This is a genomic window from Gluconobacter sp. (assembly GCF_047723935.1).
In the GTDB taxonomy this organism is placed as follows: Bacteria; Pseudomonadota; Alphaproteobacteria; order Acetobacterales; family Acetobacteraceae; genus Gluconobacter.
In genome coordinates this window covers 1-13,300 of the sequence record NZ_JBDOBO010000060.1, presented here as the reverse complement: position 1 = coordinate 13,300, position 13,300 = coordinate 1, and the positions used below count along the sequence as shown (strand labels likewise).

The window sequence follows — 13,300 nt, the reverse complement described above, 5'->3', positions numbered from 1 at the left end:
GTCTCATCCTGATATTTACTGAATACGCTGGGGTTTTCCCGTAATTGGTTAATCGGGGAGCGAATACTTCAGTATGACTGCGATTATATTGCTCATGATCACGTGCGATAATTGCGCTTTGATCCGAGTCAATCCCTACAAATGCTCGTTGAGCGATAACCAAGGCATCATGTGATATCTTCGTCTGTTGGCTAGAGTTCAAGAAGCTCATGATTGATATAATCAAGGAAGCGCCAGCGAAAAGGGCGCTTCCAATTGCCGCCCCGGTTGATAGAGGACGTCCATCAGAATGATTATCATCTACCTTGTTGGCGGAATCTTGGGGCTGGCTCTCTGCGGCTTGGCCGCTTTCCGGTTCCGACATTTTGAAATCGACTTCCTAACTGCTGTGATTGTAATTCTTGGTATCTTTTTGGCCGTGTGGGGATTCAATGGGATGCGTGTTCTATATATCCTTTCACCGCCAAGTAACTTTGGAATCTAAGGTTTGAAGTTACTTTGATTGCGAAATAACACGATGAGACTTTCAAGTCTCGTGATTCGACAGAATTAAACACACCGCCCTCTGAGGCGGTTTTTTCATATCTGGAGGGGCGAATGCCCGAAACACTTGGCTCGCCTGGTGACTATGTTCTGCGGCCTGAATTTGAGCGTCATCTCGACAAATTCGACGGCGTGGCAAAGCAGGTGCATGAGCATGGCATTTTACTGGCTCAACAGGCAGCGTCCTCGCGGGATCAGGCCAGTTCGCTGAAGGCTATTCAGACCAAACTGGACGAGCAGGACCGCATTCGCGGGGACCGTGACAGAGCCATGAGGAACACCATATGGGCAGCGAACACCTTGGGGCCAAAAGCCCTGGGTATTGCCGGGCTCTGTCTGGGAGCCTTTTACGCCTGGCTAAAGGGGCACCTCGGATGAGTATCTACGGCCTCGACCCCGGGCAGGTGAAAAACTTCATTGTCGTTCCGACCCTGACGGCCATGGGAAGCCAGTTTGCCAGCATCGCTGCTATTAACCTGGTGCTGGGAATTGCCATGGCCGAAAGCCAGCTCCGATACGTTCGTCAACGCACGAATGGCGGATACGGTCGGGCGCGTGGTCTCTGCCAGATGGAGCCGGACACGCACAATGATTGCTGGACCAACTGGCTAGACGCACCATCTCAGGCCTCTGTAGCGCGTGTGATCCGTGGGTTCATTGGCAACCTGACGCCAGACGCTGATCTGATGATCAGCAATCAGGCTTATGATTTCGCCATGGCCCGCATTAAGTGCTGGCGCGATCGTGGTCCGCTTCCTGCGTGGAATGACCCTGTGGGCATGAGCGCGTTTCACAAGCGCGTTTACAACACAGCAGGCGGGGCAGCAGACGCGTCTGCCAATGTCGTCCACTTCAAGGCTGCGATCGCGGCCTGACGCAACAGGATACCAGAATGTTTCGACGTCTCCTTGCGGGCGCATTGCTGCTCGCTCTGACGGCGTGTGCCCAGAGCACGCACACGTCCGCTGGGTCTGTTTCCGTGGCTGATTTCGGATCAGACGTGCAGCCTGCGCCCCGGGATCAGCCCAGGAAGCGTGGAGCGGTACGCTACGGCGCTACAGCGACCACATCCTCAGCCAATCCCCGGCCAGACTGGTGCTCCTACACTGCGACCGGGAATGTCGCCTGCATTCAGACGGCCACGGCTGTAGCCAGTGCGATTGGCGATCGTGTCTATGCCAATGGCGGATATTCCAGCGGTCAGACGCTCAGCGGACCGATCGCAAATGGCGGCGCGTTCGATGGCAATCAGACCGTCGGGAATGTCGGTTCTGTCCTCCGAACGCTCTCCGCCCATCTGAACGATCAGACAAACATCCTGGACTATGGCGGTGCTGCGGGAACAGCTGACAGCTCAACCGCACTCGGTGTTGCCATGTCTGCCGCTCAGACGAACGGTTCTGTCGTCACCATTCCCTATTCGACCAGTGGATACATGCTGGGAACGGCTGGGTCTTACACCGTCAAAACGCCTGGGGAATGGGACTTCCGGGGGAATGTGATTTCAGGTCCGGGTATTGGCACCCCCAATACGGGCGCCGGAACACTTCTGAGCCCATACACGAACCCCTGGCTGATCACGTCTAACCGCAAGTGGGTCTATGACCCGGCCGCAATTCCTCAGTTGGGGAATGAAACGACGGTCGCTGAAAGCCTCGAATGTCTTCCCAACCGGGCTAATGCCTCCAATGCCAACACGGCACGCAACTGGATTGCCTGTCGTTATATCGGGGCGGATACAGGCTCGGGCGGCACGTCGTCCACAGACATCAGCACTGAAGTCGAGAACTGGGTTCTGAACGTCTCGGGGAACCACGGTGTAAGCTTTGAGATCGACACCAACTTCAACGCGCCAGTGACGGATGGACAGTGGACGACCGGGTTGTTTCTGACAGGTGGCGGCGCTGCGGGCACGAACGTCAATTCGGTCGCACTCTCGATCATGCATGAAGCCTACGACAAGTCCCGGCTACCGTGGACCACGGGCATTTCCATTCGGCAGGCCAACACCATGCTGGAGTTCCAGAATACGCAGGCTGGTGAGGCCGGGTATTTCGAGCGCGGATATGACGCGTCCGGGAACTCCCTCTGGAGTGTGGACAAGGCGGGCAATCTTGTCAGTGCAGGTGGCGCGACACTTGGGTCCTTCCTGCATGCCCCGTCGATCACCATCAACGGCACGACATTCTCCACGCTGGCGACCTGCTCGTCTTCAACGCTGGGACAGGAACGCACGGTGACGGATAGCGCCGTCAACACGTGGGGCACGACTGTTACAGGCGGCGGGACCTATAGCGTCCTCGCATTCTGCGATGGAGCTAACTGGACCGTTGCCGCCAAGTAAACGTTGCTGAACGCAACTTGATTTCGCTACGGCGAACAATCCCTGAAATGGAAAACCGATGACTGATTACACGACGCTGCTGAACGCGTTGCCGGACAAGTACGCCCTGTGCGTGTCTGCCTTTATCATCCTGTGCAAGCTCGTCACTGTCTTCGTGAAACCTCCGGCCACGACTTCAAAGCTGGCATGGCTCTACCAGATCGTCAGTCTGGTCGGGCTGAACGTGGGCTGGGCAGCCAATCGCCTTCAGATCGGAAAAACGGGCGTCATGGTGGCGCGGTCTGATGCGGGCGAGGCCAGGGCTGCACTGGCTCAGGCGAATATCCCGCTCGCCTCTCCAAAGCCGACCGACCGGCCCTCCTGATTGCATATCGCCAATCACCCTTTCTGACCGCCCATTGAGGCGGTTTTTTCATATCCGGAGACTTTTCGCATGCGTTCTTTCAATCGCCTGGCTGCCCTTGGCCTGTCTGCTGTTCTTCTGGCTTCGACAGCAGCCTGCTCTAGCGTGGGCAGTACGACCACCTTCAACACGGCGGCTCTGAACAAGGATGCCACGGCCATTGCCTATGCCGTTCAGGTCATCGAGACGATGCCGGGCGTGGTCGATCATCTGTCCGCAGATGACAAGGCCAAGTTCGACAGCCTGGTGTCTCAGATCAAGAGTGTCACGGCCAGCATCGAGGCCAGCTCTGACGGTGCCATTACCGTCAATACCGGGAAAGACTGGGCCAAATCGCTCGGAACCGACCTCAACACGCTGCTGACCATCGCAACCCCGATTGTGCAGACGTACTACCCGTCGGCCGTCACCTACATGCAGACCGTTCAGTCCATGATCCCGCTGGTGGAAATGCTCGCGGGCCTGACGGGCGCTCCATACGCCGCGCCCTCCGACGATGCCGGCCTGGTACGCGCCCGGATCTATCAGGGCGTCTGATCCTCGCGATCGCGACCAACGACAAGGGGAGTGGCTTCGGCTGCTCCCCTCTTTTTTTGTTTCTGGAGGAAGTGATGGCTCTCAAACTTGGGAAGTGTGATCCCCGGCATGATTCCCGCACGTATAAGCTGGGCCGGGTTCTGGCGGTGCGTCGGCCGAATGTTCCGGACAGTAAGGACTGGTCTGCGGGCGTGCCCTATCAGATGTGGGGGAATGATCGGTATGGCTGCTGTGCGTTCGCGTCTTACGCGGCCCTCACGGCGACCTGGACGAAAGCCGCGCAGGCGCTTGTCCTTCTGACAACGTCTACGGTTCTGTCTGCTTATGCTGAAGTCACGGGCTTTGATCCGCAGACGGGCGCAAACGATGACGGCACCATTCTGTTGGATCAGCTGAACCACTGGCGAACCCATGGCCTTCCGCGTCCAGGGCAGCCGGGGCGTGATTATCTGACGGCTTATGGAATTATCTCGCCAACGGATATTCAGGGGATCAAGCGCGGGATTTGCTACCTCGGCGGTGTGCTGGCGGGTGTTCAGGTGCCGCGTGGTTTCATGAGCCTCGGTCTCGGTGAGACATGGGATCTGTCGAAGCTGTCTGGGGATGACCTCAAGCCCAAAGGTGGTCACGCCATTGCCCTGACCGGCTACACGCCTGCGGGTGTGTTCTTCAACACCTGGGGCACGCGGACCTTTATGCCCTGGGACACACTCGTCCAGATTGCAGATGAGGCTTATGGCCTTCTGTCTCGCCAGAACTGGCTTGGCATTCCTGGCACGTCTCCGAATGGCGAGGACTTCGACGCGCTCCTGGCTGAAGTGAGGGCGGCGTGAATAACGAAAGAAATCAGCGTCGTTTTCCACGTATGCGAAAGGTGCAGACGACATTGCTTTGTCTGATTCTTGCCAGCTGCTCCGCTGGTTCTGTCGCGCCTGTGACGATCAGTCAGGCGATTGCCGGCGTGCAGGCGGATCTGACAAAGGCAGGTGTCGTGAGTGTGTCAGGCGTTCAGTCCTGGACCGTCGATCAGGCGTCCCGTTTCGACGCTAACGTGCGGGCGCTTCAATGCGCCCAGCATACTTCAGACCCTGTGGTGGCTATGATTGCCGGTCCGGTCACGATGGATCTGACGGGCACGTTCAGTCAGTCAGGATCGTTCTCTGTGTCGGCCGCATCGGCTATGCCAGTCTTTGGATTGCAGGCTGATGCCAGCCGGTCCAAGGGTCAGGCTCTGAATGTGCCTGTCGAGTTTGTGCCGTTATCCGCGCTGCCAGATGCTGAAATGGGACGGCAGGTCGATTATGCGGGCGCGCTCCTAAGTCAGAACGATGATGTGCGGCATGATGAGGGTGCGCAGATCATTTCCGAGCGAGACGCCTTGTCTGCTCATGTTGCGCTACTCATGTCAGGCGGGGCCGGAAGTGACTGCACGGGCGACGCGCACCCATTTGTGGGGATGCGTCATGCTTCGTGAGGGAGCCATCGTTGCGCTGATCGTTCTCGTCCTTCTCTGCGCCGTCGTTATCGCCCCGATTGTCTGGGATGAGATTACGCGGGATTGAACTCTTGGGAATTTCCCAATGGTTGAACCTGTAAGAGATGCTGATGAGTTGCCGCGACCATCCTAATTGCACCCTAAGAATTTTATTTTGGGGGTATCGCAGGGGGTATTTTTTTTCAATCAATCAAAAATTACACAACAATATCAATTAACTAATTGCGCAAATCGGCCGCCACTCTCTCCGCCATATGTCTAGAAACCCAATGAAATCAGTCAGTTATGACCACATGCCGGTAGTAGTTCACTACCATGCTGGTAGCACCTCGTCGGTAGTCCTTCCATGACCAAGAAGGCTCTACAGGATGATGATATGCACGGCTTGAGGCGGACAGGTGGCCTCACATGGTCTGTCCGTCTGTCTATTCCGCGTGATCGCCGGGCGGATGCTGGCAAAGCGTTCGGGGCCAAATCAGGCATCAAGCAGGAAGTTATCCGGTCTCTCGGAACCCGCGATAAACAAGAGGCCATCAGAAGGCGCGACAAGGCCCTTGCATTGATGCGGGAGGACTTGGACGCAAAGCTGGTGGCCGCTGGCTTCCTGCCTATCCACGGCCATTGGCAGCCCGATTGGATGAATGAAGACCGCTTGCTCACTGAGGCATTAGACGCCCGGCGAGAGATTACAGCCACATCAGATAGGACGGATGGTGGTGATAACGAGATGGGCGGGACTGATCCTAGACGCCGCCTCATTGAAGGCATGGATTATTTTCTGGACGAGCGTGCTGAGCAGCTTGAGGAGGCCGGTAAGAACCCTTCAGACTATGTGACCCGCTTCCGGGAGATTGCGCTGGGTCAGTCCACACCTATCGGCCCTCTTTTTGACCGGTGGATGCGCGATGTGGAAAGCACGATCAGGCAGCAGACGGCCCGAGGGCATAGGCTGGCCTTTCGGCTCTTTGGGGAGTTTCTGGCTTTTCAGGATGGGGATGCCTGCCCCAGCCAAGAACCGGAAACACTGATTGCGTCTACGAGCGTGGAGAGCGTCACCAAGAGGCGCATAGGCGAGTTTCCCGAATGGCTGGCTCAGCGAAAGGGGTTATCTGCAAAGACCATCCAGAGCCGTATCAGCCCGCTCAAGACCTTCTGGGACTGGCTGGAACGCAAGGGCTATGGCGAGACCAATCCATGGCTGGGAGCGACTACGGGCCTCAAGCGTCGGGCTGAGGTGGAGGAGAAGCAGGACCGTGAGCGAGAATATACTGAAGCGGAGTTGATTGCCCTACTCCAAGCTAACCCTGACGCACATAGGCGCTGGGGCTATGGGGCTGCAATCTTTGATCTGATCCGGCTGGGTCTCCTCACAGGCGCAAGGCAGAATGAGTTGGCCTCTCTGACGCGGGCTCGCATCCAGCCCCCTGAGACAGAAGGCGCTCTGCCTATGATCGTGGTCACGTCTGAGGTGGCGAAGACCAGAAACTCCCGTAGGCGCATCCCACTCCACCCATTGGCCCAGAAGATCATTAGAGATCGTCTTGAGGCGCTTGAGGATCACTCGGGAGACGCTCCTCTCTTTCCAGAGTGCCCACCGGGAGGCCCAGACAGAAAGCGATCCTGGACTCTCTTCAAGCGGTTTACGACCTTCAGGCGCGATGTGCTTGGCAAGGTTTCAGATGGTCAGTTGGATTATCATAGCTTCAGGCGATGCTTTATCACCAACATGGAGAACGCCCAGCGCAAAGGAGTCTCTGCCTGCTCTGAGCTGATCCGGGATCACCTTGTAGGCCATAAGCCCCAGAGCCTTGCTGGAAGCACCTATGCGACCAAGGACTTTGGAGGAGATGCTTATTCTGCGGCTATCATGGGGATGGTTGAGAAAGGATTGCCTGAAGGGGTCCTGAAGGCGCTAGAGGCCACTCAGAATGATCGGCCCTCATATCCTTGGGTTTGATCCATATGATGGGAGTGGTGGCTGTCATTCATGGGTACGGCCCCAGATATGCCCACACCCTTTTAGGACACTAATCCCAAGTAGACCTTGAATGTCCCAAACCTTTCATCTTATCCCCTATAGGTTCCCATTAAAGAGGCTAAACCTCACCTACAAGCATAGCCACCCACATTATCATATCATCTTTATCCTCTAGCCACAGGAATAGAGACTGATGTGGGAATGTATGATGGTGGGTCTATGGTTGGATTATCTTACTCACTCATTATCTGATTATAGAATTGGTTGATTAGATGATGGTGAATAAGAATGTGGGATGATTAGTGGCTTGAGCATACAAATATCCTTTGAAGCTCTTGGGGCCGCTAACCACCCCACAGGGGTCTTACGGGATTATCCTATATATAACTACTGAGTATCATTCTGCTGTCTGCGCCGTTTGACGGTAGCAATTCCCATGCCTGAGAGGTCCGCTATCGTCTGGCTGGGCAGATAGGCATGATGGTTCATCAGCCACGCTAGACGGGCCTTCTTGTCCTCTAAGGCATCTACGGCCTTCAGGATCATATCCCAGCCCAGCGTCCACAGAACATCCTTCACCTTGTCCTCGTAGAACACTGGAAACGGAAAGGCCTTCCTGCCCCCACTGAGCGTGAGGCTGTGAACGTTGGAAGGATCGACGGTCTGGCCGTATCCACCTTCTACCGCTTTATCCGTCACAAACCATCGGGACTGCTCACGGCCAAAAGGTGCCCGCTCAAGCCAACCGTTTTCCTCAAGGAGCCGGTAAAGGGCTTCCTTGCTTGGGTGGTGGTGACAATCTAGCCCCTCGCCCCAAAGGTCGCTTCTGTCCGCAATAGCCTGAATGGTCAGACCACGCTCCTTGCGCTGGGCTTTAGGGCGTGTGGGTGGTTTGGGAATATGGAGAGGCTTTGGTCTGGCGGTAGTGGCCTCAGGTTCGCTCAGGAGGGGCAATTCCATCAGAGAGCCATAGTCGCCCATGGCGAGCCTTGAGCGGCCCCAGTGAGTCTCTGTGATGGCCTCGTGGAGCCTTGCGACCACCTCAGGATCATCCCCGTAAAGGGCGTCCTGTGCTTCTGTGAGAGAAGTTCGCCTGTCTCTGAAAAGGTCCATGATGGAGAGACGGATGCGGACTTCAGTGAGTGAGAGGGTCAAGTGTTTAGTGGAGGTGGGCCGAACAGATCAGACTGATATGAAGCAGATGTTTGCCTGATTGCATTACGTACCGTGTTGAGGCTTCTGCCCGACTGCTTGGCGATACGAGCAATGGTATCCCCAGTACTCCTCAGTTTCTGGATGAGGGCGAGCTCTGCAAAAGACAGGGGTTTAGCGTATCGGCTTCTACCCTTCGTCACCATGTCGTGGACGTTATCGGCCTGAGTTCCTAGTTCGAGGTGGGCGGGATTGCAGCAGGCCCGATTATCGCATGTGTGCATCACCACTAAACCGTGTGGGATAGGGCCGTTGAGATGCTCCCACATCACCCTATGAGTGTACTGCTGCGCTTTGGAGCCATCGGCTCTGGGTCCCCGTATTTGGGGGTAGCCATTTCCGACTTTTCGGTGGGAACTGATCCAGCAGGACCCCTTGTCGGGCTCTGTGGGATGTAGGGGGCCTTTCTTATTCAGTCTGGCCATCAGCCGCTCGATCATAGAAGCTGATTTCTTGATAGACGCCTTTTCAGCGTTAAACCCGTAAATGGGCGTGTGAGTTGGACGGTCTGAAGTGTCCATGTTCTCCTAGAGATTGCTTTGTATTGAAAAGTGCGGCCCAGCGGTGAACGACACCCCCTTGCGCCCTAGTTATGGGCGGATAGGACCACTCAGAGGTGGTTGATTGCTGAACGCATGATCCACACCAAGGAGCTGAGGAGGCCCAAGACGCCTATAGGCATCCTGCGGCCCTCAGTTCTCTGCTGTGGGTCGGTTGAGTACGGCCAAGATTAACTGGCTGTAATTCTGTTTTTGGTTAGGAGTGGGATCATCCCGGGAAAGGAAGAAGCTTTGATCGCCAATCAGGACCTCAGGGGCCTTTAACACCTCTTTGATCTATCTTGGGGGCGCTTCATCTATAAGGCGCCTTATTAGAACAATCCTGATTTATCAATCGCTTAACCGTAACCCGGACGAGCGGCCCGAAGAGGTGCCCAAGTGGCCTTAGATGGGACCCTAAGCCTGATTACCCCTGATCTATCTTAGGGGCGCTTCTCTATAAGGCCCCCTATTAGAACTATCCTTATTTATCAATAACTTAGACGTATATGATTTTTACAGGCTGCATAGTCCCAAATGGTGCCCTCAGGCCCCTGAAATCCTGTAGGAATGTTTGCTTCTTGCTGCGCTGAACAAGAAACAAGGGCTGGGCTTTAGGGGGCTTTTTTGAAGCCGAGATTGTGAGGGCTGAAAAGACTTCTCGGGACCGGGAAATGGGACCCTAAACACGTCACCTCTTTGATCTATCTTGGGGGCGCTTCTCTATAAGAAGCCTCATTAGACAGTTTTTCAACTAAACCCATGATTTCATTGAGTTTATCTAGTTCATCCGCCATTGCGGTTAGGTCCTTTGTAGCCGTGGTTTACCAGTCGGCGGAGCTGTAGGGTGGCATCTGGCCTCAACGCCTTCTGCGCCTCGGAGAGCCGGACAGGCCTAATAAGCCGAAGCTTTCCATCCACAATCACTCTGTGGACCTTGAAGGTCATGCCGTCCTGGTTCTAGGGGCGCTTCTCTATAAGGAGCCTCATTAGCTGAGTTGGGCCTCTGAAATGGCTAAAATCAGTTGATAAACCCGCTTTCTAAGGCCTCTAGTTTTACTGCGTCGTACTTGGTTACGCTTAACAGCCTGAGAGCGTTGGCAAACCACCTCAATCACTTGCCTATGTTCCAATAGGGCTTGGTCTATCGGAGCGATGGGTGTGGAACAGTTATGTGTGCCTTTAGGGTCCTAATTGACGTTCTGGAACGATTACGCTACAGGGTCTAGACCTTTTGGAACATATGGACGCCTGACCATGAAGATCGGATATGCCCGCACCAGCACGACAGAACAGCTTGCAGGTTTGGAAGCCCAGAGCCGTGACCTCAAAGAGCATGGGTGTGAGCGCATCTTCTCGGAGCAGGTGTCCGGTGCATCCACCCACAGGCCCCAGCTAGAAGCCGCTCTGGACCACATGCGTGAAGGTGACGTGTTGGTGGTGACAAAGCCAGACCGTCTTGCTCGCTCGACCTCGGACCTTCTGAGCTATGTGGAGAAGGTGAAAGCCAAGGGCTGTGGTCTGGTGATCCTGTCCATGTCCGGCATGACATTCGATACCACCAATCCCACGTCCAAGCTGATGCTCACCATGCTTGCTGCGGTCGCAGAGTTTGAGCGGGACCTGATGAAAGAGCGTCAGGCTGAAGGCATCGCCAAGGCAAAGGCAGATGGAAAATATCTCGGACGCAAACCCACAGCCCGCAGTCAGGCAGAAGAGGTCAAGGCGCTGGCAGCCTCAGGCATGAGCCCGTCCAAAATTGCTGAGAAGCTCGGGATAGGCCGCACGAGCGTCTATCGGTGTCTGGGAAAGGTGGCGTAACGCATATAGCCCCTTCTCAGCCTCTCTGTAGGTGTGGCCGATATTGCGCTTAATGGCCTGAAAATTGGCCTTTTATCCAAGCAGTATCCTCGTTAGCATCCGAGCCAGTCAGGACTTCGGCTGTCGGTACTACCAACACAGAAGGGGCTCTGTCGGTAGTGGTTTTTGTCTGATTTTCGTTGATATTTCGCGGTTTTTTATCTTTGTGGTGGAAAGTCCCACTCTCTCCGCCAGATAAATCAAAAATTCCCGGATTTTTCAAAGAGTTATTTGATTTGTCGAAATTCATCTCACCTTGAGACCCATCTTAAAAAATGCGTCATCGCGCGGCGCTCGGACGCGATATGCGTTGTTTTATAAATTTCCCGATGTGACCTGCTGACTGATGTCCTGCTGTCTCCAGAGACATCTAGATGATCTGAGGGCGCGACTGAAACAGCGACCCACGAAAAAACGCTCAGAAATTTCTTGAAATCGTCGTCCGTGCTCGGCTAACGTTATTAAGTTAGCTGACACTACAGTACGAAAAACTTCTAGCAAGCCCAGAAGGCTCTCTGCCACTGCTTCAAGCAGAGACCCTGTAGAACACTGAACGCCGAAAAAACCAAACGAAATTAGTATCATCGTTAGTCCCATGAGGGGCTGGTTGGAAAGGCGTATCATGAGTTCTGTTTTCCCCCTTCGTCGCTCTGACGACATCTTCATAACGCGTCGGGAAGCTTCTGAGCGACTACGCGTGTCCCTCTCGACGATCGACAGATATGTCGCTGCGGGCGAGCTCGAACGCTTGAAAATCGGTCCAAGGCGAACTCTGTTTCGACTGCGCGATGTCGAAAGGCTCGTCCGTCGTGACGGCAGCGCTTCTTCCGCCATGCAGACCACACTGAGCAACGTCTGGTCGTAGCTGCTGATTGTATCAGCGCAGGATACCTGCGGATCTTTCCTTTCCATGATGAAAGCTAGCGCTATGTTTGACGTCGCTGAGATTGACTTTGCTTGGGACAGCCCTTGGGACTCCCTGGAGATGAAATGCGTCTATCAGGATATTGTTTTCTGGATCCTGTGTGATGTTACTCGAGAGATTGATCCCTATTACAAGACTAATTGCTACAAAGTAGATAATCCCGATAGTTTATTTTCGCCACCAACTACCGTAAATGACTTACATAACTTGTTCTGGGCATCTCCTTCGGAGATTTCTGAAGGATGGTTTCTATTCAAAATGATGGACGGTAATTTTTCGGACACTAAGCTTTTTGAAATCCTTAATACATTTCTTTTCCTGAAAGACAAATCTACGATTGCACAGCCAACGATAGATGAAATCATGGAGCTTTTGTTTGCCCGTGCTTCGCATTGGTCAGATAAACTGACGATTAAAGATCTCCTGCCGCAGCTGACTTCTGGCAGGATGATCCAGGTCCATGATCAGTCCCCGTCTGGAGGGCTGCCGCTGAACGTTATCGCGGAGCAAGTCCTGTTTTATAAAAGGCCGATACGATCTGACGAGCAGCTTATTCTTGCACGTGCTCTGACATATCTTGGATGGCGACGGCATCGTACCGCCCAGACACGCCGATGGATTGCTCCCCCTGACTTTCCGACAAAAGATCCCGGCAAACTTCGATGGCATTACAGGTGACGATGTCCGCCAAAGCACAGCGACTTCGCGAGTACCTTTGCACGAGAGAAAACATCCCGCAGGCGATTATCATGGCGTTTGATGGTCATCGAAGATCGATAGATACCAGCAAAAATGGCTGGTGACTGCGGGAATGTCCCTGATGGAACATCGGAAGACGGTCCAGTTGCGCGACGGGCAGCCAGAGACGACCGTTCAGAGCAAGACAAGGTGCATCCGCCCAGTGCAGACGTGAATCCGAGATCAGTTTCGTGATCTTTCCCGAAACGTCTCTCCGATAGACGCCGTTATCCTTCAGATTGGTGAAGTAAAGGTTTCCGGCAGTATCCATGGCACTTCCCCCGATTGGAGGTAAATCTGCCCAAGGCTTCACAGCCGCAGACAGATCGGTTGATGACACATTGGGATCGTCAAGAAATGCTGTCGGAACTTGAGACCACGGCCCCTCAAGCGGCCCGAAATACAGCCATTTCCCGTCCGGACTCACTTCCAGCGGATCGACATTCACCAGAAGCGGCTGATGCGGGTGGCTCTCCACGACGTGTCCGTCCATGATAATTGGCCGCCCTGTTCGTGCGCGTGTGGAAACATCGTTGTCCAGAACACGACGTGCCTGACCTGTTTTGATATCAAGAACGATCAGCGCGGCCTTGCCCGCATCCGTGAGATAGGCGTGCGTTCCGTTGAAACGGATATCGTCGATATAGCTGCCCGCCTGCGCGATCTCTGGGCCCAGAGGATAGATCCGCAGCACATGACCTGTTGCCGGATCAATGCGGACCAGTT

The 13,300-nt window shown here is 54.6% G+C and carries 16 protein-coding genes; 12 read left to right on the top strand and 4 right to left on the bottom strand.

Going from position 1 to position 13,300, the window contains the following annotated elements:
* Window positions 1-364: hypothetical protein (locus ABF979_RS13580; RefSeq protein ID WP_415560404.1), on the bottom strand; the 364-nt coding region annotated here is incomplete at its 3' end.
* 233 nt (window positions 365-597) lie between these two features.
* On the opposite strand from ABF979_RS13580, the gene ABF979_RS13575 reads away from it, so the two are divergent.
* From ABF979_RS13575 to ABF979_RS13540, 8 genes are all read left to right on the top strand, one after another.
* Entirely contained in the window at window positions 598-921 is a 324-nt protein-coding gene (locus ABF979_RS13575) for a hypothetical protein (RefSeq protein WP_415560402.1), read from the top strand.
* Entirely contained in the window at window positions 918-1,418 is a 501-nt protein-coding gene (locus tag ABF979_RS13570; protein ID WP_415560400.1) for a hypothetical protein, read from the top strand. Before ABF979_RS13575 ends, ABF979_RS13570 begins: the two co-directional genes overlap by 4 nt.
* 17 nt (window positions 1,419-1,435) lie before the next feature.
* Window positions 1,436-2,887 (top strand): hypothetical protein, encoded by a 1,452-nt coding sequence (locus tag ABF979_RS13565; protein ID WP_415560398.1) that lies wholly within the window; start codon window positions 1,436-1,438, stop codon window positions 2,885-2,887.
* A gap of 58 nt (window positions 2,888-2,945) precedes the next feature.
* The gene (locus tag ABF979_RS13560) at window positions 2,946-3,251 is read left to right on the top strand and encodes a hypothetical protein (protein ID WP_415560396.1); all 306 of its coding nucleotides are present in this window, start codon (window positions 2,946-2,948) and stop codon (window positions 3,249-3,251) included.
* A 69-nt stretch (window positions 3,252-3,320) separates the two neighbouring features.
* Window positions 3,321-3,827 carry a hypothetical protein gene (locus tag ABF979_RS13555; protein WP_415560394.1) on the top strand — a complete coding sequence of 169 codons (507 nt, stop codon included), beginning with the start codon at window positions 3,321-3,323 and terminating at the stop codon, window positions 3,825-3,827.
* 74 nt (window positions 3,828-3,901) lie between these two features.
* A complete protein-coding gene (locus tag ABF979_RS13550; protein ID WP_415560392.1) occupies window positions 3,902-4,660 on the top strand; it encodes a hypothetical protein in 759 nt (252 codons plus the stop codon).
* Window positions 4,657-5,301: a hypothetical protein gene (locus ABF979_RS13545; protein WP_415560390.1), complete on the top strand. Its 645-nt coding sequence runs from the start codon at window positions 4,657-4,659 to the stop codon at window positions 5,299-5,301. The genes ABF979_RS13550 and ABF979_RS13545 overlap by 4 nt, the downstream gene beginning before the upstream one ends.
* Window positions 5,302-5,668: 367 nt before the next feature.
* Entirely contained in the window at window positions 5,669-7,279 is a 1,611-nt protein-coding gene (locus ABF979_RS13540) for a hypothetical protein (RefSeq protein ID WP_415560388.1), read from the top strand.
* A 408-nt stretch (window positions 7,280-7,687) separates the two neighbouring features.
* Here ABF979_RS13540 and ABF979_RS13535 read toward each other — a convergent pair whose 3' ends face one another.
* Entirely contained in the window at window positions 7,688-8,413 is a 726-nt protein-coding gene (locus ABF979_RS13535) for a hypothetical protein (protein WP_415560386.1), read from the bottom strand.
* A gap of 92 nt (window positions 8,414-8,505) precedes the next feature.
* Here ABF979_RS13535 and ABF979_RS13530 point away from each other — a divergent pair, with 92 nt between their 5' ends.
* Window positions 8,506-8,688 carry a hypothetical protein gene (locus ABF979_RS13530; RefSeq protein ID WP_415560406.1) on the top strand — a complete coding sequence of 61 codons (183 nt, stop codon included), beginning with the start codon at window positions 8,506-8,508 and terminating at the stop codon, window positions 8,686-8,688.
* 1,620 nt (window positions 8,689-10,308) lie between these two features.
* Window positions 10,309-10,872, top strand: coding sequence for a recombinase family protein (locus tag ABF979_RS13525; RefSeq protein WP_415560384.1), 564 nt, complete (start codon window positions 10,309-10,311; stop codon window positions 10,870-10,872).
* A 49-nt stretch (window positions 10,873-10,921) separates the two neighbouring features.
* Here the strand turns inward: ABF979_RS13525 and ABF979_RS13520 are convergent, their stop codons facing one another.
* A complete protein-coding gene (locus tag ABF979_RS13520; protein WP_415560382.1) occupies window positions 10,922-11,161 on the bottom strand; it encodes a hypothetical protein in 240 nt (79 codons plus the stop codon).
* A 372-nt stretch (window positions 11,162-11,533) separates the two neighbouring features.
* Between ABF979_RS13520 and ABF979_RS13515 the strand changes: the two genes are divergently transcribed.
* On the top strand, window positions 11,534-11,776 hold the full coding sequence (locus ABF979_RS13515; RefSeq protein WP_035729032.1) for a helix-turn-helix transcriptional regulator: 243 nt from the start codon (window positions 11,534-11,536) through the stop codon (window positions 11,774-11,776).
* Window positions 11,777-11,821: 45 nt separating this feature from the next.
* Window positions 11,822-12,514 carry a hypothetical protein gene (locus tag ABF979_RS13510; RefSeq protein WP_415560380.1) on the top strand — a complete coding sequence of 231 codons (693 nt, stop codon included), beginning with the start codon at window positions 11,822-11,824 and terminating at the stop codon, window positions 12,512-12,514.
* An 85-nt stretch (window positions 12,515-12,599) separates the two neighbouring features.
* Here the strand turns inward: ABF979_RS13510 and ABF979_RS13505 are convergent.
* Window positions 12,600-13,300, bottom strand: a 701-nt coding sequence (locus ABF979_RS13505) for an L-dopachrome tautomerase-related protein (RefSeq protein WP_415560378.1), incomplete at its 5' end; no start/stop codon positions are given.